This is a genomic window from Labedaea rhizosphaerae (genome assembly GCF_004362825.1).
Lineage (GTDB): Bacteria > Actinomycetota > Actinomycetes > Mycobacteriales > Pseudonocardiaceae > Labedaea > Labedaea rhizosphaerae.
This window is the reverse complement of sequence record NZ_SNXZ01000005.1, coordinates 149434-171602: the sequence shown is the minus strand read 5'-3', so window position 1 is coordinate 171602 and position 22169 is coordinate 149434. Positions and strand designations below refer to the sequence as shown.

General features: G+C 71.5%; 18 protein-coding genes. 11 read left to right on the top strand and 7 right to left on the bottom strand.

The window, feature by feature from the left end:
* Nucleotides 1-78: 78 nt before the first annotated feature.
* From EV186_RS27440 to EV186_RS27430, 3 genes are read left to right on the top strand one after another with little or no spacing between them, the layout of a single operon-like run.
* Nucleotides 79-2670, top strand: a complete 2592-nt coding sequence (locus EV186_RS27440) for a molybdopterin-dependent oxidoreductase (RefSeq protein ID WP_133852344.1) — start codon at nt 79-81, stop codon at nt 2668-2670.
* Nucleotides 2667-3638 (top strand): FAD binding domain-containing protein, encoded by a 972-nt coding sequence (locus EV186_RS27435; RefSeq protein WP_133852343.1) that lies wholly within the window; start codon nt 2667-2669, stop codon nt 3636-3638. Before EV186_RS27440 ends, EV186_RS27435 begins: the two co-directional genes overlap by 4 nt.
* On the top strand, nt 3619-4209 hold the full coding sequence (locus tag EV186_RS27430) for a TetR/AcrR family transcriptional regulator (RefSeq protein WP_133852342.1): 591 nt from the start codon (nt 3619-3621) through the stop codon (nt 4207-4209). Before EV186_RS27435 ends, EV186_RS27430 begins: the two co-directional genes overlap by 20 nt.
* On the opposite strand, the gene EV186_RS27425 is transcribed toward EV186_RS27430, so the two are convergent.
* The 3 genes from EV186_RS27425 to EV186_RS27415 form a co-directional block, all read right to left on the bottom strand.
* Nucleotides 4193-4789 carry a dihydrofolate reductase family protein gene (locus EV186_RS27425; protein ID WP_133852341.1) on the bottom strand — a complete coding sequence of 199 codons (597 nt, stop codon included), beginning with the start codon at nt 4787-4789 and terminating at the stop codon, nt 4193-4195. The genes EV186_RS27430 and EV186_RS27425 overlap by 17 nt on opposite strands.
* Nucleotides 4790-4865: 76 nt before the next feature.
* Nucleotides 4866-5432, bottom strand: coding sequence for a dihydrofolate reductase family protein (locus EV186_RS27420; RefSeq protein ID WP_133852340.1), 567 nt, complete (start codon nt 5430-5432; stop codon nt 4866-4868).
* A 4-nt stretch (nt 5433-5436) separates the two neighbouring features.
* On the bottom strand, nt 5437-6030 hold the full coding sequence (locus EV186_RS27415) for a dihydrofolate reductase family protein (RefSeq protein WP_133852339.1): 594 nt from the start codon (nt 6028-6030) through the stop codon (nt 5437-5439).
* Between the two features lie 116 nt (nt 6031-6146).
* Here EV186_RS27415 and EV186_RS27410 point away from each other — a divergent pair, with 116 nt between their 5' ends.
* The 5 genes from EV186_RS27410 (at nt 6147) to fusA (ending at nt 15527) form a co-directional block, all read left to right on the top strand.
* Nucleotides 6147-8993, top strand: coding sequence for an ATP-binding protein (locus EV186_RS27410; protein WP_133852338.1), 2847 nt, complete (start codon nt 6147-6149; stop codon nt 8991-8993).
* A gap of 202 nt (nt 8994-9195) precedes the next feature.
* On the top strand, nt 9196-10389 hold the full coding sequence (locus tag EV186_RS27405) for an EfeM/EfeO family lipoprotein (RefSeq protein ID WP_243754314.1): 1194 nt from the start codon (nt 9196-9198) through the stop codon (nt 10387-10389).
* Nucleotides 10386-11573, top strand: coding sequence for a Dyp-type peroxidase (locus EV186_RS27400; RefSeq protein WP_133852336.1), 1188 nt, complete (start codon nt 10386-10388; stop codon nt 11571-11573). Before EV186_RS27405 ends, EV186_RS27400 begins: the two co-directional genes overlap by 4 nt.
* Nucleotides 11574-11610: 37 nt before the next feature.
* The gene (locus tag EV186_RS27395; RefSeq protein WP_133852335.1) at nt 11611-13242 is read left to right on the top strand and encodes a phospholipase C; all 1632 of its coding nucleotides are present in this window, start codon (nt 11611-11613) and stop codon (nt 13240-13242) included.
* Nucleotides 13243-13523: 281 nt separating this feature from the next.
* Complete coding sequence (fusA, locus tag EV186_RS27390; RefSeq protein WP_243754313.1) at nt 13524-15527, top strand: elongation factor G; 2004 nt, start codon at nt 13524-13526, stop codon at nt 15525-15527.
* A 49-nt stretch (nt 15528-15576) separates the two neighbouring features.
* Here the strand turns inward: fusA and EV186_RS27385 are convergent, their stop codons facing one another.
* Nucleotides 15577-16281 (bottom strand): PP2C family protein-serine/threonine phosphatase, encoded by a 705-nt coding sequence (locus EV186_RS27385; RefSeq protein WP_243754312.1) that lies wholly within the window; start codon nt 16279-16281, stop codon nt 15577-15579.
* 30 nt (nt 16282-16311) lie between these two features.
* Between EV186_RS27385 and EV186_RS27380 the strand changes: the two genes are divergently transcribed.
* Nucleotides 16312-16971, top strand: a complete 660-nt coding sequence (locus tag EV186_RS27380) for a pyridoxine/pyridoxamine 5'-phosphate oxidase (RefSeq protein WP_133852333.1) — start codon at nt 16312-16314, stop codon at nt 16969-16971.
* On the opposite strand, the gene EV186_RS27375 is transcribed toward EV186_RS27380, so the two are convergent.
* A complete protein-coding gene (locus EV186_RS27375) occupies nt 16953-18161 on the bottom strand; it encodes a sigma-54-dependent transcriptional regulator family protein (protein WP_243754311.1) in 1209 nt (402 codons plus the stop codon). The genes EV186_RS27380 and EV186_RS27375 overlap by 19 nt on opposite strands.
* A 126-nt stretch (nt 18162-18287) precedes the next feature.
* Between EV186_RS27375 and EV186_RS27370 the strand changes: the two genes are divergently transcribed.
* The gene (locus EV186_RS27370; protein ID WP_133852331.1) at nt 18288-20114 is read left to right on the top strand and encodes an NAD(P)/FAD-dependent oxidoreductase; all 1827 of its coding nucleotides are present in this window, start codon (nt 18288-18290) and stop codon (nt 20112-20114) included.
* Nucleotides 20115-20124: 10 nt separating this feature from the next.
* On the top strand, nt 20125-20997 hold the full coding sequence (locus tag EV186_RS27365; RefSeq protein ID WP_133852330.1) for a class I SAM-dependent methyltransferase: 873 nt from the start codon (nt 20125-20127) through the stop codon (nt 20995-20997).
* 137 nt (nt 20998-21134) lie between these two features.
* Here the strand turns inward: EV186_RS27365 and EV186_RS27360 are convergent, their stop codons facing one another.
* Nucleotides 21135-21569 carry a hypothetical protein gene (locus EV186_RS27360; RefSeq protein ID WP_133852329.1) on the bottom strand — a complete coding sequence of 145 codons (435 nt, stop codon included), beginning with the start codon at nt 21567-21569 and terminating at the stop codon, nt 21135-21137.
* Nucleotides 21570-21602: 33 nt separating this feature from the next.
* Nucleotides 21603-22121 (bottom strand): hypothetical protein, encoded by a 519-nt coding sequence (locus tag EV186_RS27355; RefSeq protein ID WP_133852328.1) that lies wholly within the window; start codon nt 22119-22121, stop codon nt 21603-21605.
* Between the last annotated feature and the right edge of the window lie 48 nt (nt 22122-22169).

The window sequence follows — 22169 nt, the reverse complement described above, 5'->3', positions numbered from 1 at the left end:
GGCCAGTCCCTGAGTCGACCCTGATCTTCTTCTCAGGTGTCGATTGACGTCCTGACAAAATAGGTTAACTATGTCAGCATGTCAGAACCGAGCATCGGCATCACCGTCAACGGCACCGAGCACCAGGTGAGCACGGATCCCGACCGGCCCGCGGTCGACGTGATCCGCGACGAGCTGGGCCTCACCGGGACGAAGCTCGTGTGCGGGGCGGGTGTCTGCGGCGCGTGCACCCTGCAGCTCGACGGGACACCCGTCGCGAGTTGCCTGCTGCCGGCGGCGGCGCTGGCGGGCAAGTCGGTGACCACCGTCGAAGGGCTGGCGCACCCCGTGCAGCGCGCGATCGCCGCGCACGACGGATTGCAGTGCGGCTACTGCACCCCGGGCTTCGTGGTGGAGGGCGCCGCGTTCGTGGACACGTGGCGGGCCGAGCACGGCGATGTCGCGCCGTCGCGTGAGGAGATCGCGGCGGCGCTCGCCGGGCACCTGTGCCGGTGCGGCGCCTACGACGGGATCTACGACGCCATCGCCGCGGCTTGCACCGGCGCGCACGACACCGTCGAGGCCGACGACTCGCGGCCACCCCGGGTGGAGGCCATGGAGAAGGTGACCGGCCGGGCCCGCTACACCACCGACGTCCAACTGCCCGACCAGCTCGACGGGGCGATCGTCCGCTCGGCGAGCGCGCACGCGCTGGTCCGGTCCGTGAAGGCGCCCGCCGACACCGTGCTCGTGGACCTGCTCGGCGCCGACCGCGTGGTCCGCTACCTCGGCCAGCCGATCGCCGCGGTCGCGGCCGCGACCCGGGCGCAAGCCGCGGAGCTGGCCCAGCAGGTGGTCGTCGAGTACGAGCGGCGACCGGCCGCGGTCGACGTCGAGCACGCCCAAGCGCCGGGCGCGCCGGTGATCTATCCGACGAAGCCCGAACGCAAGGCGGCGCCGAACTCGGGCGAGGGCGTGCCCGTGTTGCCCACCTCCTGGCGCGGCAACGTCCGTGGCCCGTCCTCGATGAGCTGGCGCAGTCGCACGGCGGTCAAGCGGATCGAGGAAGCCAAGGGCCGCAATGATTCCAAGCTCTTCTCGGCCACCTTCACGACGCCGGTCCAGGTGCACACTTGCCTCGAGCCGCACGGCTGCGTCGCCGCCTGGCAACCCGACGGCAGCCTGGTCCTGCACATGTCGACTCAGGCCGTGGGTGAGGTCGCGGAGCGGGCGGCGAAGCGCTGGCAGCTGGGGGAGGGCCAGGTCCGGGTCGTGGCCGAGCACGTCGGCGGTGGCTTCGGCGCCAAGACGGGCCTGACGGTCGAGGCGATCGCGGCGGTGGAACTGGCCAAGGCGCACGGCGTGCCCGTGCGGGTGGTGTTCGACCGGTCCGAGGAGCTGACGACCACCGGCTACCGGCCCGGCACCCACACCGAAGTCCAGCTGCTGGCCGACGACGAGGGCGAGCTCGCGGCGTTGACCATGGACACCCACGGCGACGGCGGGGTCGCGATCGGGTCGGGGGTCGCGGCGCTCGGCCGGCTGGTGTACGGCACCGCGCCGCGCCGGCTGCGGGACTTCGACGTGATCACCAACCAGTCGCCGGGCTCGCCGTTCCGCGGTCCCGGCGGGCCGCCGATGGCGTGGGCGGTCGAGCGTTCGGTCGACGAGATGGCGGTGCGCCTGGGCGAGGACCCGATCGCGCTGCGCAGGCGCTGGGACGGCAACAAGAAGCGGCACGCCTTGTACGACTGGGCATCGGGTCTTCCCGTGTGGGCGGACCGGCCCGCGCCGGGCGCCCAGACGGGCCGGTTCCGGCGCGGTGTCGGTGTCGCCGCCGGGAACTGGATGTACTTCCTCGACCCGGGCACCACCGTGGAGCTCGAGGTGGTCGACGGGGTCGTCGTCGCCCGGAACACGGTGCAGGACATCGGGACCGGCATCCGCTCGGTGATCACCGGCGTGCTGCGCGACGAGCTCGGCCTGCCCGCCGACCGCGTTCGCGTCGAGATCGGCCGGACGACCGCGGCGCACGGGCCGACCTCCGGTGGCAGCCGCACCACCACGTCCGTGGCGCCCGCGGTGCACGACGCGGCCCGGTTGCTGCGCAAGGAACTCGGCGTCGAGCGTGGATCCATTGTGGACAGGCTGGACCAAGCGAACGGGCTCCGGGTGCGGGGCAAACGCCACCGGGACCGTCGCGGCTACCTCACGCCGTTCGCGATGAACGGCGTCGCCGTGGGCCGGGGGATGAGCGGCGCGGTGCACGTGACCGAGGTCGAGGTGGACACCCGGCTCGGCAAGACCCGGGTGACGCGGGTCTGGGCGGGCATCGCCGCCGGGCGCGTCTACAACGAGCGGCTGGCCTACAGCCAGTGCGCGGGGTCGATCATCCAGGGCGTCGGCTTCGCGTTGCACGAGCAGCGCCACCTCGACCCGGCCACCGGCGTCGTGCTCACCGACAACCTCGAGGACTACCGCATCCCCGGCATCGGGGACACGCCGGAGATCGAGGTCCACTTCCACCAGGACGGCTGGGACCACGTGACCGGCGGCGGCATCGGCCTCGGCGAGCTGGCGACCCTCGGCGTGGCCGCGTCGATCGGCAACGCCGTGCGCAACGCCACCGGGTGGAGCCCGCTCGACCTGCCCATCCGCCCCGACCGCCTGCTCGAAGGGATCCACGCATGAGCATCGAGGCAGTGACGACAGCACTGACGACCGCGCTGGCCCACGGCGGCGAGCCGCGCGCGGGCGGGACCGACGTGATGGCACGGCGCGGCGTCGGCCGCGCGACCGGGCCGTTCGTCGACCTCGGCGTGGTGCCGGGAATGCGGGGGATCGAATGGCGCCCGGACGGGTCCGTGCGCATTGCCGCGATGACCACGGTCGCGGAGGTGGCGGTCGAGCTTCGCGACGCGTACCCGGCGCTGGCCGCGACGGCTGGCGCCCTGGCCACGCCGCAGATCCGCGCGGTGGCCACGATCGGCGGGAACCTGTTGCAGCGCAACCGGTGCTGGTACTACCGCAACCCGGCGTTCAGCTGCTTCCAGAGCGGGGGCGACGGGTGCCCGGCCCGCGAAGGCGATCACCTGTACTCGGTCGTGATCGACGAAAGCCCTTGCGTGGCACCGCATCCGTCGTCGATGGCGGTGGCCTTGCTGGCGTGCGACGCGAAGGTCGAGGTTCATGGACGGGACGCGGTGCCGGTCGCCGAGCTTTACAGCGACGACCCCAGCCATGATCACCAGCTGGCGGCGGGTGAGGTGCTGCTGGCGGTGGTGCTCCCGCCGCCGTTCGCGACCGAGCACGGCTCGTACCACCGAGCTATTGCCCGGGCCCACGCCGAGTGGCCGCTGGTGGAGGCGGTGGCGCGACTCGAGCTCGACCAGGACGGCGTCATCACCGCGGCCGGGGTCGCCGTGGGTGGCGTCGCGCGCACGCCGTTGCGGTTGCCGGAGGTCGAAGCCGCCCTGGTCGGTGCGCACGCCGACGAGGACACCCTGGTCGCGGCGGCGCGGCTGGCCGAGCAGCGGTGCACCCCGCTGCCGGGCACGAAGTACAAGGTCACCCTGCTCGTGGACACCGTGCTGGAGGTGCTGGCGCGGGCCTCGGGCGTGCCATGCGATATTCGTGACCATGCCCGACGAGCCGATTGACCGGATCCTGGACGCGGCCTACGCGAGCTTCACCCGGCACGGCATCCGGCGGACCACGATGGACGACATCGCCGCCGCGGCCGGGATGTCGCGCCCGGCCGTGTACCAGTACGTGAAGAACAAGGACGACGTGTTCCTGCGGCTGGCCAACCGCCTCTTCGGCGCCGCGCTGGTCCAGGCCACCGCGGCGGCGATGTCGGAGGGACCGCTGGCCACGCGGCTGCAGCAGGTGCTGGGCGCGAAGCTGGAGCTGACGCTGCGGCTGGTGCGCGAGAGCCCGCACGCGGCCGAGCTGCTGGACGAGAGCGCGCGGTTGTCCGGTGGCGCGGTCGAGGAGTTCACCGGCCAGGTCCGCGAGCTGCTGGCGGACACCATCACCAGCGCGGCCGACCGGGGTGAGATCACCCTGGCGGACGCGAAGCCCACCGAGGTCGCCGAGATCATCATGGCGCTCACCCACGGCCTCGAACTGGACCTCGCCGACGCCGACGGCATGCGGCGCCGGCTGGCGCTGGGCCTCGAGTTGCTGGTCGGCGGGCTGTCGCGCCGCCGAACTACCGGCGCACCTTGAACTTCAGGTGCAGCACGCGGTCGCCTTGGATGACCACGTGCGGGTCCTCCAGCAGGTGCTGGGTGTCGATGCCGCCGAAGTAGCGCTTGCCCGATCCGAACACCACCGGCACCACGTCCATCGCCACCTCGTCCACGAGGCCCGCGGCCAGGATCTGACCGCCCACCTCGCCGCCGTTGACCGCGATGATCCGGTCGCCGGCGAGTTCCTGCGCCTTGGCGATGGCGTCCTTCACGTTGTCGACGAAGTGGTAGGACGCCTCGGGGTGCCAGCCCTCGGGTTTGGGCCGGTGGGACACCACGACCACGTGGTCGCCCGCGGGCGGGCGGCCCTCCCAGCCGTTGGTCAGGTCGAACAGGTTGCGGCCCATCACGATCGCGCCGATCCCCGCCCACATCGACCGGACGTAGGGCGCCGAGGCGGCGGAGACCCGGGTGTCGTTCCCGGCTCTGGACTCGTCGGTTTCGGTCACCGGCGTGTCCCCGCTGGTGTACCAGTCGAACAGTGGTCCGACGTTGTCGTGCTCGTCGGCGATGAAGCCGTCCACCGACACCACGTGGTGCATGATCACAGTTCCCACAAGTCCTCCTCGATCGATCGTGACGCCGGACCGCGCCGCCTGGGGGGATAGGCGGCGCGATCCGAACCCCCAGTGGTCAGGTTGCGCGGTAGCGCAACAACACGTTGTCCGAACCGTCGAGCCGCTCGACGCCCGCGGTCGTGAGACCGGTGACCGGTTCGGTGAACAGCGGCGTCCCGCCGCCCAGCACGGTGGCGCCCACGACCAAGTGCACCTCGTCGACCAGGCCGGCCGCCAGCAGCGACGTCCACGTGACCCGGCTGCCGAACACCGCGACCGTGCCGGACAGGCCCTTCACGTGCGACTGCGCCTCGTCCCGTGGCACCACGGTCGTCTGCTCCCGCCACGGCGCGACGTCCTCGTCGGTGAGGGAGTCCGAGATCACGGACACGGGCAGCCGCCCGTACAGTTCGCCGAACGCCCGGTGCGTCTCGCCCGCCTCCGGGTTGGTGGCCTGGGCCGGCCAGAAGCCCATGAACATCCGGTACGAGTTCGCCCCCAGCAGGATCCGGTCGGCGCCGCTGAGCACCGCCAGGTTGTGCCGGTCGAACGCGCCGTCCATCGGCAGCACCAGCGGGTTGCCCGTGGCGTCGGCGTAGTAGCCGTCCAGGGACATGATGTTGCAGACGATCAGGGTGGCCATCGGGCTACTTCTCCACTCGGTCGTAGACCAGGCAGAGCGCGCCGCTCTCGGTGGCGGTGGACGAGGTCAGCGTCCACGACGCCGCCTGGCCGTCGGTGAACAGCCGTGAACCGCCGCCGACCAGCTCGGGACAGAGCGTCACGCTGAGCCGGTCCACCTCGCCGGCGTCCAGGAGCTGGGTGATGACGCTGGTGCTCGCCAGCACGACGATGTCGCCGCCGTCCTGCTCACGCAGCTGCTTGACCGTCGCCGCCGGGTCCTCGGTGGCCAGGCGGGCATTCTCCCAGTCCACTGTGGTCAACGTGGTGGAGAAGACGACCTTCTCGACTTCGTTGAGCCAGCGGGAGAACGCGCGGTCCTTGGGATCGGCGTTCTCGTCGTCGGCCACCGCGGGCCAGAAGCCACCGAAGCCCTGGTAGTTCTTGCGGCCGAGCAACGCCGTGGTCGCCGGGCTGGTGACCTCGACCATGTGCGCGCGGGAGCCGTCGGTGATGGCGTGGGGGACGATCCAGCCCATGTCGTACTCGCCGCCGGGGCCGGCGATGCGGCCGTCGAGCGAGAGGCTGATGTTCGCGACGACCTTGCGCTTGGTGCTCATCGTGGGGAGTCCTTCCGACTGCCTCGGTAATCGACCAGCTCAGCCTGTCAACGGCGTGGGAGGCTGTCGTCGTCAAAGTTGGTGACATCCGATCCGGGTTATGGGGGCTACGGAGGATGCAGACGTCGGTGGTGAGCCCGCTGTTCGTCGGCCGCGAGGCCGAAAGAGCGGCGATCACGGCTGCCTTCGACCGGGCGCGCGCGGGCCGCGCGGGCACGGTCCTGGTCCGCGGCGAGGCGGGCATCGGCAAGTCACGCCTGGTGTCCACAGTGGTGGCCGAGCTGGCGGGGGAGCCGCTCGTGCTGTCCGGTGGCTGCCTGGAGTTCGGCGCGGACGGTGCGCCGTACGTGCCGTTCGTCGCGGTCGTGCGTGAGCTGGTGCGCCGGCTCGGGCGCGATCAGGTCGTCGCGTTGCTGCCCGCCGACGGCACCGCGCTCGCCGACTGGCTGCCCGGCCTCGGGCCCGCACCCGAGCGCTACGGCCGGACCCGGGTGCTCGAAGAGCTGCTGAACCTGGTGGCCGAGGTGGCCCGCACGCGACCGGTGGTGCTCGTCGTCGAGGACCTGCAGTGGGCCGACGCGTCCAGCCGCGAACTCTTCGCCTACCTCGCCCGCAACCTCGCGGGCGCGGTCCTGCTCATCGGGACCGTGCGCACCGATCTGGCTCGCACCCACCCGAACCGGCAGCTGCTCACCGAGCTCGGCCGGCGCGCCGAGGTGACCCGCATCGACCTCGGGCCGCTGGCCCGCGCGCAGGTGGCGCTGCTGCTCGCGGCGCTCGGTCGCCCGCCGGAGCCCGGCCGCGACGACCGCGTCCACCGGCGCAGCGGCGGCAACCCGCTGTTCGTCGAGGCGCTGGCCAACACGGATGAGGAGCCGGCCGGCGATCTGCGCGCGTTGCTGCTCGACCGGGTCGCGGACCTCTCACCGCCCGCCCGCCAGGGCCTGACCGCGCTGGCGGTCGCGGGCGCGACCGTGCCGGACGAGCTGCTGGGCGAGCTGACGGCGGTGCCCGGGGCCGACTGGCACCCGGTGATCACCGAGCTGGTCGAGCGGGAGCTGGTGGTCGCCGACGTGACCGGCTACCGCATCCGGCACGACCTGATCCGTGAAGCGGTCTACGACGCCGCGCTCCCGTCGGTGCGCCGTCACGTGCACGCCCAGTACGCCACCGTCCTCGGCCGCTACGACACCGACGTGACCGCCGGCGTGGCCTGCGCCCAGCACTGGGCGGCCGCCGGTGAGTGGGCCAAGGCGCTGCCCGCGGCGTGGCACGCCGCCGCGCTCGCGGGCCGGCAGAAGGCCTACGACGAACAGCTCTACCTGCTGGAGCTGGTGCTGGCCCGCTGGTCCGAAGTGGACGGTGCAACCGCGGTCCTCGGCGTCGCGCACGCCGACGTGCTCATCGCCGCCGCCGGGGTCGCGGTGGCCGCGGGCAAGCCGGCCACCGGCATCGAGCACGGCCAGGCGGCGCTCACCGAGCTCGATCCCGCCGTGGACCCGGAGCGGATCGCGTTGGTGCTGGGGTACGTGGGTCAGTCCCGCAACCGCGTCGACGGACGCGGGCAGCCGGAGCTGGAACGCGCCCTCGCCCTCGTTCCCGAGGGCTCGGCGGACCCCCTGCGCGGTTGGCTGCTGGCGCTTCTCGGTGGTCTGTGGGCCGTGGACTACCGGCTGGCCGAGAGCAAGCGGTACGGGGACGCGGCCCTGGCCATCGCCGACCGGCTCGATGACGACGGGCTGCGTGCCAACGCATTGCTCGTGCTCGCCCTGGTGGAGGGCGAGCGCGGGGACCCGGACGAATCCGCACGGCTCTACACGCGAGCGCGGGCCTTCGCCGCCGCCGTGGGTGACGAGGCGACCTACCTCACCTCGTACCAGTGGGAGTCGTCGGTGCAGAACGCGGCCGGGCGGACCGACCGAGCGCTCGAGCTCAGCCGGACCGGGCGGCGCGCCGCGGAACGCATGGGCATGACGCGATCGCGCGGCAGCATGCTGACCGCGGCCGAGGCGTACATATTGACCGCGCTCGGCCGCTGGGACGAGGCCGTTGCCCTCACGGAGGACGCCCTCGCCGAGCAGCCGCCGCCGCTGTACGCGGCGTTCCTGCGCCTGTGCGCGGCGGAGATCGCGCAGTGCCGCGGTGAGACCGAGCGGTTCGAGGAGCTGATGCGGCCGCTTGGCGAGTTCGGCCGGCGCGTCCGCGCGGTCGAGGCGTTCGTGGGATCCCTGATCCTCCAGATTGCGTCGGCGGTGGACCAGGGAGACCTGGTGCTGGCCGACCGGCTCGTCGGCCGGCACTTGGAGGGGGCCGCCGACTGGCCGACCGAGGAGCGGCTGCGGTTCGCCGTGGCGGGCGGCTGGGTGCAGCGAGCCCGGCGCGTCGCGGCGCCCCGCCAGCGGCAGGCGGTCGCCGAGCGGCTTGGCGCGCTGACCGGCCTGGCCGAGTCGGTGCCACCCTCCGTCGCCGAACGCACCGCGACCCTTCGCACCTTGGCGGCCGTCGCCGAGCACTCGTCGTTGTCCGCCTGGGACCGGGCCGCGGCCGCCTGGCGGGAGCTCCCCGTCCCGTACCAGACAGCGCTCGCGTTGACCGAAGGCGCGACCGTGGCGATCGCGTCCAACAACCGGCCCGGGGCCCGGTCCCGGCTGCACGAGGCGCGCGCGCTCGCGGCTTCGCTGCGGGCCGCGCCGCTGCTCGCCCGCGTCGACGAACTGGTCGTCCGCGCCCGGCTGGACGACCTCGAACCCAAGGCCCGCAACGACTCTGGGCTCACCAGCCGGGAGCTGGAGGTGTTGCGGGTGCTGGCGCTGGGCCGGTCGAATCCGGAGATCGCCGAGGAACTGTTCATCAGCACCAACACGGTCGCCACGCACGTCGCCCGGATCCTCGGCAAGCTCGACGCCGCCAACCGCACCGAGGCGGTGAGCCGGGCCCGCGAAATCGGACTTCTGGCGCACTAGTTCCCAGTTCAGGGCATCACATGACCGGCGGGTGAACGTCTGCGGGCGAGCTGTGAACGAGTCTTTGTGGACGCTCCCGCCGTCCGTATGTTGACTTCCGAACCACGGGATGCACCCACTGTCCGGTCTGACCCGCCGTCGGCTCTTTTCAGGTGGTGAGTTGTGCCGTAGGTTCGGCGGCCGAGCGACGGGAGGCTCCCACTTGTCCAGCACGCACCCGACCCGGCGCCGCCTGCTGGCCGGTGGCGTGGTGGCGGTGGCGGCCGCCGTCGTGGCCGGCGTGCTGGTCTTCGCACGCGACGGTGGTGCGCCGCCCGCGCCCGCCGCTGCGCCCGCCGCTGCGCCCGCCGCCGAGCCGGTCGTCGCGGGCACGAGCAACTGCGGCAAGGGCTGGGCACCACACGCGGGGGACCAGACCGTGCAGGTGGTCAACCGCGGCACCGCCGCGACCGACGTCGAGGTGGTCGCGATCCCGTCCGGCGCCGTCCACGGCGAACTCGAGGGGCTCGGCGCGGGTCTGACCAGGCCGCTTCGGGTGGTGCTCGGCGGCGGGGACTACGCGATCCGCTGCGGTGTGGAGGACGTCAGCCCGATCACCGGCCCGGTCGTGCACGTCGCCGGGCCGCCCGGTCCGGCGGGCGTCGTGCCGGTCACCGCGAACGACCTGGCCGGCCCGCTCGAGCAGTACACCGGCTACGTCACGACCGGCCTGACCACCCTGGTGCGCCGCACGACAGAGCTGCGCGACGCCGTGCGGGCCGGTGACCTGGGCAAGGCGCGGTCGGCCTGGCTGCCCGCGCACCTCGCCTACGTGCGCCTCGGCGCGGCCTACGGCGCGTTCGGCGACGCCGACGGCGCCATCGACGGTGATCCCGGCGGGTTGCCGCGCGGTGTCGCCGATCCCGGCTTCACCGGCTTCCGCCGGCTGGAACACGGCCTGTGGCACGGCCAGTCGGCCAAGCAGCTCACGCCGGTCGCCGACAAGCTCGCGGCGGACGTCGCAGCGCTGCGCAAGTCCTTCCCGCGCAGCCAGATCGACCCGCGCGACCTCGGCCTGCGGGCTCACGAGATCTTCGAGGACGTCGATCGGGAGACCTTGACCGGCGGCGCCGACCAGGGCAGCCACAGCGAACTCGCCGAGGTGGCAGCGTCGCTGGACGCCACCAAGGAACTGGTCGGCGTGCTGCGGCTGGTGCTCACCACGCGGTACCCGCGGCTGTCCGAAGTGGACTCCGGGATGGCCCGGCTGGCTTCGCTGCTGGCCGGGCTGCGGCCGTACCGGCCGCTGGGATCGTTGCCCCGCGCCGATCGCGCCCGGCTCAACGGCAGCGTCGGCGACCTCGTCGAGAAGCTCGCGCCGATCGCCGTGATCTGCGCACCGAGGAGGACCTCGTGAGCCACTCGCGGCGGACGTTCCTGCTCGGCGGCCTGGCCGGGGCCGGCGCCGGGCTGCTCACCGGCTCGGCCGGGGCCGAGCCTGCCCGCCCCGCCTCCCTCGCCTTCCACGGCACGCACCAGGCCGGCGTGCTCGCCCCACCCGCCCGGCAGGTCGCGTTCGTCTCCTTCGACGTGATCGCCCCGGACCGGGCCGGGCTCGTCGCGCTGCTGCGCACGATCACCGATCGTGCCCGGTTCCTCAGCGCGGGCGGATCACCGGCGCCGGAGGGCATCGCGGGCCCACCCGCGGATTCCGGCGTGCTCGGCCCTCGGATCCCGGGCGGCGCAACGGTGACGGTGGCGGTCGGCGCGTCGCTGTTCGACCACCGCTACGGCCTCGCCGACCGCAAGCCGGCGCACCTGAAGCCGATGCGCGTGTTCGCGAACGACTCCCTGGATCCCGCGTGGTGCCACGGGGATCTGCTGCTGCAGATCAGCGCGGTGGACAACGACAGCGTGCTGCACGCCCTGCGGGACATCATGCGTGCCACACGCGGCGGGATGCAGGTGCGGTGGCGCATCGACGGGTTCATCAGCCCGCCCCGGCCGTCGGGCACGCCACGCAACCTGATGGGCTTCAAGGACGGCACGGCGAACCCCGATGTCACCAATGGGTCCGAAATGGACCGTCTGGTGTGGGCGGGCGCGGGGGAGCCCGGGTGGGCGGCCGATGGCACATACCTTGTGGTGCGGTTGATCCGGATGCTGGTGGAGTTCTGGGACCGGGTCTCCCTCAGCGAGCAGGAGAACATGTTCGGGCGGCGCAAGGACACCGGTGCGCCGTTGTCGGGTTCGGTCGAGTCGGACCTGCCCGACTACCACGCCGATCCGGTCGGCTCGGTGATCCCGTTGACCAGTCACATCCGCCGGGCGAACCCGCGTACCGCGGAAACCGACGCCAGCCGGATCCTGCGGCGTGGCTACAACTACGACCGCGGTGTCGATGGCGCGGGGAACCTGGACATGGGGCTGGTGTTCACGTGTTTCCAGCAGGACATCGGCCGGCAGTTCGAGGCCACGCAGGAGCGTTTGGCCGATGAGCCGTTGACCGACTACATCGCCCCGTTCGGGGGCGGCTACTTCTTCGTGCTGCCCGGGGTTCCGGGCGCGGACGTCTACTTCGGACAGCCATTGGTCGGCTAGTCCGGTCGTCACCCCACCACACCGACAGGAGAGCAGCGTGAGCACAGCTCGAACAAGGCGCCGATCGCGCGGGACGATCGCCTTCGGCGTGGCCGCGGCGCTCGTCGCCCTGACCGGGACGGCGGTGCTGGCCACCGCCGACGCCCAGCCGTTACCGCAGGCGGCGCCCGGCGGCCTCGGGCACCCGGCGACGCCGATCAAGCACGTCGTGGTCATCTTCGACGAGAACATCTCGTTCGACCACTACTTCGGCACCTACCCGAAGGCGGCGAACACCGACGGCACCCCGTTCAAGGCCTACCCATTCACGCCCAAGGTTCGCGGGTTGGACAAGAAGCTGCTGACCGACAACCCCAACGCCTACAACCCGAACCGGCTCACCCACGAGCAGGGGCTGACCTGCGACCAGGGACACGGCTACGGCGCGGAGCAGAAGGCGTACGACGGCGGCAAGATGGACAAGTTCGTCGAGTACACCGGCCACGACACGTGCACGGGCATGCCGGTGATCTTCGGTGAGCCGGGCCTGGTGATGGACTACTACGACGGCAACACCGTCACCGGCCTGTGGAACTACGCGCAGAACTACACGCTGAACGACAACTCCTTCAACACCAACTTCGGCCCGTCCTCGCCGGGTGCGGTCAACCTGATCTCGGGCAACACCCACGGCATCCACGCGGTGGACCCGGTCACGGGCGCGCCGGTGAGCGACGCCTACGTCGTGCAGTCCCCGGACGCCACCGGGGTCGGCACGATGATCAACGACCCGGATCCGGCGTTCGACGACTGCTCGGATGCCAACCACACCAGCGCCAACAACCTGGGGGTCATGGAGGGCCCGAACATCGGTGACCTGCTCAACGCCAAGAACGTGACCTGGGGCTGGTTCCAGGGCGGGTTCAAGCCGACCGGCACGGCCAACGGGTACGCGGTCTGCGGCACCACGCACAACAACGTCGGCGGCAACTCGGTGGTCGACTACAGCCCCCACCACGAACCCTTCCAGTACTACAAGTCGACGGCGAACCCGAAGCACCTGCCGCCGTCCTCGGTGGCCGCGATCGGGCACACCGACCAGGCCAACCACCAGTACGACCTGACCGACTTCGACGCCGCGCTCGGCTCCGGCAACCTGCCCGCGGTGAGCTTCCTCAAGGCACCGTCCTACCAGGACGGACACGCCGGCTACTCCGACCCGCTGGACGAGCAGCAGTTCCTCGCCGGTGAGATCAACAAGATCCAGCAGTCGAAGGACTGGTACTCCACCGCGGTCGTCGTGGCCTACGACGACTCCGACGGCTGGTACGACCACGTCATGGCGCCGATCGTGAACGGCTCGCACGACGCGTCCCAGGACACGGCGATGTGCACGGCCAAGCCGGCCACCAACGGGTTCGACGACCGGTGCGGGTACGGCCCGCGCACGCCGTTGCTGGTGATCTCGCCGTGGGCGAAGTTCGCCCACGTGGACCACACGCTGACCGACCAGACCTCGGTGCTGCGGTTCATCGAGGACAACTGGGGCACCGGCCGCCTCGGCGGTGGTTCCTACGACGCGCAGGCGAACAGCATCACCTCCATGTTCTCCTTCTGGTTCCCGACTTCACCGAAGGTGATCCTGGACCCGAAGTCCGGCGCCGTGACCAAGCTCGGCTGGTTCCTCTAGTTTTTCTGATTGACCGGTGGCGTGGGTTTCGTTAAATTGCGTCGGAACCCGCGCCACTGGTTGTGCGCGCCCGCGAACTCGAGTGAGGGAGGTCTGGCCATGCGAACGCTGGTCGGCCCTTCCCGTTCGCGGTACGAGGTGATCCTGGTGTCTTCGGCCCCGCGGTACCGGCTGCGCGGCTGGTACTGAGACAGGCGACGAACACCCTCCGGCGGTGAATGTCCGCCTGGTCAATCGCGCCGTCCTGGTTCTCGGATCACCCTGGAAAGGGCGCATTTGTCGTGCGCAAGAAATCGCACCAACCCATCACCAGCATTCGCAATGTGGGCATCCTCGCCCATGTGGACGCGGGCAAGACCACCGTCACCGAACGGATCCTCTACGCGACCGGAGCCACCCACAAACGGGGCGAGGTGCACGACGGCACCACGGTCACCGACTTCGACCAGCAGGAACGCGACCGCGGCATCACGATCTTCGCCGCGGCGGTGAGCTGCGCCTGGCGCGACCACCGGATCAACCTGATCGACACGCCAGGGCACGTGGACTTTGCCGACGAGGTCGAGCGGTCGCTGCGGGTGCTCGACGGCGCCGTCGCGGTGTTCGACGCGGTGGCCGGGGTCGAGCCGCAGAGCGAGTCGGTGTGGCGCCGGGCCGACGCGCACGGCGTGCCACGCATCGCGTTCGTCAACAAGATGGACCGTGTCGGCGCGGACCTCGACCTGGCGGTGGCATCGATCCGGCGCCGCCTGCACCCGGAGCCCCTGGTGGTGCAGCTGCCGATCGGTTCGGAGCACGGGTTCGAGGGCGTGGTCGACCTGGTCCGGATGCGGGCCCTGCGCTTCCCCGACGGCGTCGTCGAAGCGGGCCCGATCCCGGATGAGCTGCGTGAAGAGGCGCAGCGACGGCGGCGACAGCTGGCGGAGGCGGCGGCCGAACTGCACCTGGAGGCGATGGCGGAGTTCTGCACGCGGACCGCGGTGTCGGACGAGACGCTGGCCACCGCACTGCGGGACCTGACGCTGAATGGCGACGGGCTGGTGGTGTTGTGCGGCTCGGCGTATCGCAACCTCGGCATCGAGCCGCTGCTGGACGCGATCGTGGCTTACCTGCCCTCGCCGGTGCGGGCACGCGTGCCCGCGGATCCGGCGGCGCCGTTCGCCGCGCTGGTGTTCAAGGTGGTCGCCACCGACAACGGGCGGCTGACCTACCTGCGCGTGTACTCGGGAACTGTCGAGAAGGGAACGGAAGTGCTCGACGTGGACGCCGGGCGGGTCCGGCTGGCTCGCATCCTGCGGGTGCACGCCGACCGGCACACGGACCTGGACCAGGCCGTGGCCGGCGACATCGTCGCGGTCGTCGGCCCGAAGGCCACCAAGGTGGGGGCGAGCCTGTGCGCGCCCGGCACCCCGGTGCGGTTCGAACCGCCGTTGCCCGCCGAGCCGGTGGTCTCGGTGGCGGTCGAAGCCGGTCGCAGCGCCGACGCGAGCAAGCTGGCGACGGCCTTGCACCGGCTGGTCGAGGAGGATCCGTCCCTTGTGGTCGGAACCGATCCCGAGACCGGGCAGATGTTGTTGTCCGGCATGGGTGAACTGCACCTGGAGGTCGCGGTGGAGAAGGTCCGGCGCAGCCGGGGGCTGGCCGTCAGCGTGGGCCGGCCCCGGGTGGCGTACCGGGAGACCGTGGTGTCCGGCGTGACCGGGTTCGGCTACCGGCACGTCAAGCAGGACGGCGGGGCCGGCCAGTTCGCGCAGGTGGTCCTCGACGTGCAACCGTTGGCCGAGGGGGAGTTCGAGTTCCGCTCGGCCGTCGTCGGTGGCGCGGTGCCCCGCGAGTACGTCAAGGCGGTGGCCCTGGGGTGCTGGGATGCCACGGCCGACGGTCCGCTTGGCGGTCACCCGGTCACCGGGGTGCTCGTCACCCTCACCGACGGGGCGACCCACGTGAAGGACTCCTCGGAACTGGCGTTCCGCACCGCGGGCAAGCTCGGCCTGCGGGAGGCGTTGCGCGCCTGCCGGATGGCCCTGCTGGAACCGGTGTCCGAGGTCGCGGTCACGGTGCCCGAGGAGTCCGTGGGCGCCGTGTTCGGTGACCTGGCCGCGCGGCGTGGCCAGGTGTCGGGTTCGGCCACGCGCGGTGGCACGGTCACGATCACCGCGCGGGTGCCGCTCGCGGAATTGTTCGGCTACGCCGGAAGTTTGCGCAGCCGAACCCACGGCCACGGGTCCTTCACCGCACAACCGATCGGCTATGCCCGGGCAACGGTCGGGACACCGGTCGGTTGAGTCCGGGCGGTCGGCCCCGCTCGCCAGGTGCGAGCGGGGCTCACCGTCCTTAGTGGACGGCGACGACCGCGGCGGTGGCGTTGTCGCCACCGCCGGCGTCGTCGGCCGCTTCGAGCAACCGGCGCACCTTGGTCTCCGCGTCGGCTTCCAGCGACAGGATCTCGCGCAGCGTCAGGAACGGGATCTGGTCGCTGATGCCGTCGCTGCAGAGCAGGAACACGTCGCCGGGCGCGGGATTCACGTTGAGCACATCGGGTTCCGGGCGCTTCTGGTGACCGACGTAGCGGGTGAGCTGGTAGCGCCCGCGCTCGGCGTGCGGCGAGTCGAACGCGTAGATGCCGTGCGTGATGGCCGTCCACGCGTTGGTGTGGTCGTTGGTCAGCAATTCGAGCAGATCGCCGCGCAGCCGGTAGGCACGCGAGTCGCCGATGTGCGTAATCCACCAGCCCTTGTCGCCGCCGTCGGCCAGCGCGGTGAGCGTGCACCCGGCGAGCCCGACGTCCCTGGTGCGGCCGATGTCGATCACCCGGTCCTGGGCCAGCGCCACGGCCGCGCGCAGCTGCCCCGGCCCGACGCTGCCGTGCACCTCCTCGACGAAGGTGTCGACCGCCGTGCGTCCGGCGAGCGCGCTGCCCTCGCTGTCACCCATGCCGTCCGCGACAACCGCCAGCAGCGGCTGCTCTGCGAGATGGGCGACATCGAAGTTGGCCGCGTACTTGACCCCGACATCGCTGCCCATTGCCCCGTCGATCACGGGGCCACTTTATGTGGTCGAATGGGGCTCATGGGGGAGATCACGTCGGCTTGGTCGTTGCGACGGCTGCCGTCCCTGGCCGGGCCGTTGCCGTCGTTCGACCCTGGCAGCGCGCCGCCGGACCCGGACGCGTTGTTCGACCGGTGGCTGGCCGACGCCATCGCGGCCGGCGTCGTCGAGCCGCACGCCATGACGCTCTCGACCGTCGACCCGGCCGGGCGGCCCTCGGCCCGCGTGCTGATCCTGAAGTACCTGCGCGACGGTCACTGGGCCTTCGCGTCCGGGTCGGCGAGCCGCAAGGGCAAGGAACTGGCGAACACGCCGTGGGCGGCGCTGACGTTCTACTGGTCCGCGCTCGGCCGGCAGGTCCGCGTCCGCGGCCCGGTGGAGATCGCCGACGCCGCCGAGAGCGCCGCCGACTTCCTGGCCCGCTCACCCGGCGCCCGCGGCGGCGGCCTGATCGGCAACCAGAGCGAACCCCTCGCTTCCCTGGCGGAACGCGATCGGGTGCTCGACGAGGCCAGCGCCCGCGCTTGCGCCGACCCGGACCTCGTCGCCGCGGACTGGACCGTCTACTGGGTGGTGGCCGACGAAGTCGAGTTCTGGCAAGGCGATGAGCGCCGCCGCCACGTCCGGCTCCAGTACACCCGCGCCACCGGCGGCTGGCACCGTCAGCTGCTCTGGCCCTGAGCCTGCTCGTCCACCGTCAGCTCGACGTCGCCGTCGAGGCGGTAGGGGGCCGCGGTGACGAGGGGGCCGACGATGCGGCGCAGCCTGCTGATCTCCGCGCGCACCGTCACCTGGTGGTCGTCGTCGCCGAAGAGGTGGCGGCTGAGGTCGGCGGCGGTCAGGCCGTCCGGCCCCGTTTGGTGCAGGGCACGCAGGACCTCGGCGTGGCGGCGGGACAGCCGGGTGCGCCAGCCGTCTTGGTCGGACTGCACGTCGAGCACGGCACCGCCGTCGGGTTCGGTGCTCAGGTGCGCGTGGACCGTCTGCCGGGCGCCGGCCTGGCGCACCAGCCAGCCGCCGGGCAGCCGTTCCGGCACGCACAGCCCGAGCCCCGGCACGGTCAGCGGACGCCCTTCGGCCGGGGCGGCAACGCGATCGCGCACGCGCAAACCGGCCTGGTGAGCTACCCAGCCGTCGTCGTCGACCACCAGGAACGGGCCCGAAAGGTGCGCCGCGCTGGCTCGCAGCCGGTCCAGCTGCTCGCGGTGGTGCTGCCACAACCGGGCTTCCGCGAGCTTGGTCGCGGTGTGGATCAACGCGCCGATGGCCGGGTGCAGCGTCATCGCGGGCCCGCTGACGTCGACCACCCCGAGCAGGTCGCCGGTGCGCGGGTCGTGCAGCGGCGCGGCCGTGCAGTACCACGGGTGCTGGCCCTGCTCGAAGTGCTCGGCGCTGAAGAGCTGCACCGGCGCGTGCTCGGCGAGCGCCGTGCCGATCGCGTTGGTGCCGACGTGGTCCTCGGTCCACGTCGCGCCTTGGCCGAAGCCGAGGGAGTCCGCGCGCCGCAGCACCCCGGGCGCGCCTTCGCGCCAGAGGATCACGCCGTCGGCGTCGGTGACGACGCTGATGAAGTGCGAGGCATCGGCGACGCTGCTGAGCACGGCACGCAGCTCGTCCACCACTAGATGCAGCGGTGAGCTGTCCCGGCGGCGTTCCACCTCGTCCGGGGCGAGGAGCGTGCGGGTGTTGCGCCCGGACGGGTCGAGGCCGAAGCCGAGCACGCGCGACCAGGACCTGGACACGACGCCACGCAGCGGTGTCGGCGGCCTCGCACCGCTCATCACCGCGTCGTGTGCTCGGTGCAGCGCGCGGGAGTGCTGCACCAGGTCGGTTCCGGGCAACACCGCCGCGGCGCCGTCAGCGCGCGTCACGCTGCCTCCCGCTTGGCGGCTTCCGGCTCGTTTGCCCAGCATAGGCCGCAAGCAACATCGTGCAACGGTTGGCGCGAGCTCGCCGCGGCGGTTCACTCGCTGGACGGACCGCCTGGGAGGACACCCATGACCGAGACCCTGCCCCGTCCGGCCGAGGCCACGGCATCGGCCCGCGCCGACGACTGGCTCAACTCGTTCGCCGACGCGCTGCGCTCCGGCGACGTCGACCGCGCGGCCGGCATGTTCGCAGCTGAGAGCTACTGGCGCGACCTGATCGCCTTCTCCTGGAACATCACCACGGTCGAGCACCCCGACGGCGTGCGCGACCTGCTCGGCGCGACGCTCGCCCGCACCGCGCCCGACGACTTCGAACGCGAGGACGAGGCCGAGGCGGCCGACGGCGTTGTCACCGCGTGGTTCCGGTTCGAGACCGCCGTGGGCCGCGGCCGCGGGCTGGTGCGGCTGATCGCCGAGGACGGCGTCGACCGCGCCTGGACGTTCCTGACCACGATGTACGAGCTCAAGGGCCACGAGGAACCTGTGCGCGTCCGCCGGCCGATGGGGGCCGAGCACGGCGCGAACAAGCGGCGCAAGACGTGGGCCGAGCGCCGCGCCGAGGAAGCCGAGACCCTCGGCGTCGCCGAGCAGCCGTACGTGCTGGTGATCGGCGGCGGGCAGGGCGGCATCGGGCTCGGTGCCCGGCTGCGCCAGCTCGGCGTGCCCGCGTTGGTGATCGACAAGCACGCCCGGCCGGGCGACCAGTGGCGCAAGCGGTACAAGTCGCTCTGCCTGCACGACCCGGTCTGGTACGACCACCTGCCGTACCTGAAGTTCCCGGACAACTGGCCGGTGTTCTCGCCCAAGGACAAGATCGGCGACTGGCTCGAGGCCTACGTCAAGACGATGGAGGTGCCGTACTGGTCGTCGACCACGGCCCTGTCGGCGACCTACTCGCCGGAGGCGGGGGAGTGGACGGTCGAGGTCGAGCGCGAGGGCACGCCGCTGACGTTGCGCCCCAAGCAACTCGTGCTCGCGACCGGCATGTCCGGCAAGCCGAACGTGCCCGAGATCCCCGGCACGGACATCTTCCGCGGGGACCTGCACCACTCGTCGGCGCACCCCGGACCCGACGCGTACGCGGGCAAGCGTGCGGTGGTCATCGGCAGCAACAACTCCGCGTTCGACATCTGCGGTGCGTTGTGGGAGAACGACGCCGACGTGACGATGGTGCAGCGGTCGTCGACGCACATCGTCAAGAGCGACACCTTGATGGACATCGGCCTGGGTGCCCTGTACTCCGAGCAGGCAGTGGCCGCCGGGGTCACCACCGAGAAGGCCGACCTGATCTTCGCGTCGCTGCCGTACCGCATCCTGCACACGGTGCAGAAGCCGCTCTACGAGCAGATGGCCGAGCGCGACAAGGACTTCTACGACCGCCTGGAGAAGGCCGGCTTCTGGCACGACTGGGGCGAGGACGGCTCGGGGCTGTTCATGAAGTACCTGCGCCGCGGCTCCGGCTACTACATCGACGTCGGCGCGGCCGACCTCGTGGCCAACGGCGACGTGAAGCTCGTGCACGGCCAGGTCGATCACCTCACCGAGGACGCCGTCGTGCTGGCCGACGGCACGTCACTGCCGGCCGACGTGGTCGTATTCGCCACCGGCTACGGCTCGATGAACGGCTGGGCCGCGGACCTGATCAGCCAGGAGGTGGCCGACAAGGTCGGCAAGGTGTGGGGGCTGGGCTCGGACACCGCGAAGGACCCGGGTCCGTGGGAAGGCGAGCAGCGCAACATGTGGAAGCCGACCCAGCAGGAAGCGCTGTGGTTCCACGGCGGCAACCTGCACCAGTCGCGGCACTACTCGCTGTACCTGGGCCTGCAGCTCAAAGCCCGCTACGAAGGCATCGACACGCCGGTCTACCGGTTGGCGGAGGTGCACCACAAGGCGTGACACTGCGGTGGTGACACGACTGGACATCGCCGAGGTGCTCGCCGCGGTCGGCAGGGGAGACCGCGGCGCGGCCGCCGCCTTGGCCAGGACGGGTGATGGCGACCTGGCCCGGGCGCTGGCGTCGCATCTGACCGCGGCCGCCGACGGCTCGGTGTACGACGATCCCGCCGCCTTCGAGGCGTTCATCAGCGGCGGCGGCAACGTCCGGCTCTACCGGGCCGTCAGTGCCGTGCTGGCCGGGCTCTACGACCGCGTTCGGCCGGACCGGCTGCTGGACGTCGGCACCGGCGACGGCCGAGCGGTGCTGCCCGCGCTGGACGCGAGCTCCCACCGGCCGTCGGCCCTGGCCTTCGTCGAGCCTTCCGCCGCGTTGGCGTCAACGTTGCGTCGCAAGGCGAACGACGCTTCGGTGCACGTCGCCTCGGCGCAGTCCTATCTGGACAGTCTGGACGCGACGACCACGTTCGACCTCGTCGAGTCGACCTTCGCCCTGCACGCGATCCCGCCCGACGAGCGCGACGGCGTGCTTGCCGCCTTGGCTCGCCGGGCCGGGGTGCTGGCGATCGCCGAATTCGACGTGCCCGCGTTCGACCACGGCAGCGACGCGCACCTGCGCTTCCTCGCCGAGTCCTACGCCCGCGGCCTTGCCGAGTACGACGCGGATCGCGACCTCGTCGCCGCCGGTTTCCTGATGCCCGTGCTGACCGGCCAGCTGGCACCCGGTGCCGTCCGTTCCACCTGGGAACAGCCGGCCCGGAGCTGGGCCGAGCAGGTGGAACGAGCCGGTTTCACCGAGATCGAGCTGACCCGGCTGGCCGACTACTGGTGGTCGCCTGGGTTCCTGTTGACCGCCCGCGGCCGCCCTGACCGCGTCTCGGCGTAGGCGCCCGTCGACCCGCCCGCGGTGTTCTCGGTTGTGAGCTGGCAACCGGAATTGGCGTTCTCGGAATCCCCGTGCTGGAAGGTTGGCTTGCCGGCGACTTTGAGAGGGTCTGCCGGTCGGCAGGCAGGTCGGTGAACTCAGGCGGGCAGCTTTTGCCAGATCTGCTCGGCGATCTTGGTGGCGTCCGCGCAGATCGACGACGACTTGCCGTCCGCCCACACCATCAACAGCAGGCCTTCGTTCGCGGGTTGGCTGTAGTACTTCGACGTGATCGGTACGTGCTTGGTGCTCAGGAAGCAGAGCGACTGCTTCGTCTCGCCGGAGTAGTCCTGGCTCTGCAGGCTTTGCCTGCCCGCGATGGTGACCGGCTTCTCGTCGTCGAGCGGTCGCTGGTCGGCGGGCTCGACGGTGAAGGCCAGCTCCATGTCCATGTGCGCGTTGTTGTAGTGGCAGATGTGGCCCGTCGGGAACACGCGATCGGTCCTGGCGCCGCTCCCGCCCGGCATCGTGCGCGCCAGGTTCTCGGGCAGCAGCTTGCAGGCGTCCTGGTGCGCCAGGGAGTTCGCGGGCATCGTGCGCTGGGTAGGTGGCTTGATAGGCAAGGACTACATGATGAGGTCCACCACCGTCTTGCCCATGGTGCACAACCCGGCGGGCTTGCCGCCGTAAGCCGTCGTCGCGACGGTCATGGTGATGTCGTCGGCGAACACCAGCTCCTGCACGCAACGCCCTGGGGCATCCCCGGTCCACAAGCCCAGGCCGTGGCCGAGGCTCTGCCGCTGCCAGGAACGCTGCCTGGTCATGGAGCCCGCGTCCTGGAGAAGGCCCCACTCGACGTCGACGAAGTCGGCGCCCTTGGGCCGCATCGTGATCAAGCACGTGTCGACGGCCGAGGGGACGTCGAACCGTGCGTCGAACTGCGCGGTGTATTCCAACGGCAGGTCGCTGATCGAGAGCATGGTGCACGGATCGACGGTGGCGAAGTCGCCGAGCGCGTCCTTGGCCGTGACGTGGTCCGGGTCCAGGATGCGCTTGGCCCGGGCTGGGCTCGCCGTCGGTACCGGCGAGCCGTCGACGTCCGTCGTGCAGGCCGCGGCCAGCGCCGTGACCGCTACGAGCAGCAAGAGTCCACCCCGACGCGGCACGGCCGTCCCCCTGGATATCGGTCCTTG

Excerpts from the sequence above, each read along its gene's own strand:
- EV186_RS27415 (WP_133852339.1), bottom strand. The coding sequence starts at position 6,030 with ATGAGCACCAAGCGCAAGGTCGTCGCGAACATCAGCCTCTCGCTCGAC.
- EV186_RS27435 (WP_133852343.1), top strand. The coding sequence starts at position 2,667 with ATGAGCATCGAGGCAGTGACGACAGCACTGACGACCGCGCTGGCCCAC.
- EV186_RS27430 (WP_133852342.1), top strand. The coding sequence starts at position 3,619 with ATGCCCGACGAGCCGATTGACCGGATCCTGGACGCGGCCTACGCGAGC.
- EV186_RS27370 (WP_133852331.1), top strand. The coding sequence starts at position 18,288 with ATGACCGAGACCCTGCCCCGTCCGGCCGAGGCCACGGCATCGGCCCGC.
- EV186_RS27410 (WP_133852338.1), top strand. The coding sequence starts at position 6,147 with ATGCAGACGTCGGTGGTGAGCCCGCTGTTCGTCGGCCGCGAGGCCGAA.
- EV186_RS27380 (WP_133852333.1), top strand. The coding sequence starts at position 16,312 with ATGGGGGAGATCACGTCGGCTTGGTCGTTGCGACGGCTGCCGTCCCTG.
- EV186_RS27420 (WP_133852340.1), bottom strand. The coding sequence starts at position 5,432 with ATGGCCACCCTGATCGTCTGCAACATCATGTCCCTGGACGGCTACTAC.
- EV186_RS27440 (WP_133852344.1), top strand. The coding sequence starts at position 79 with ATGTCAGAACCGAGCATCGGCATCACCGTCAACGGCACCGAGCACCAG.
- EV186_RS27360 (WP_133852329.1), bottom strand. The coding sequence starts at position 21,569 with ATGCCCGCGAACTCCCTGGCGCACCAGGACGCCTGCAAGCTGCTGCCC.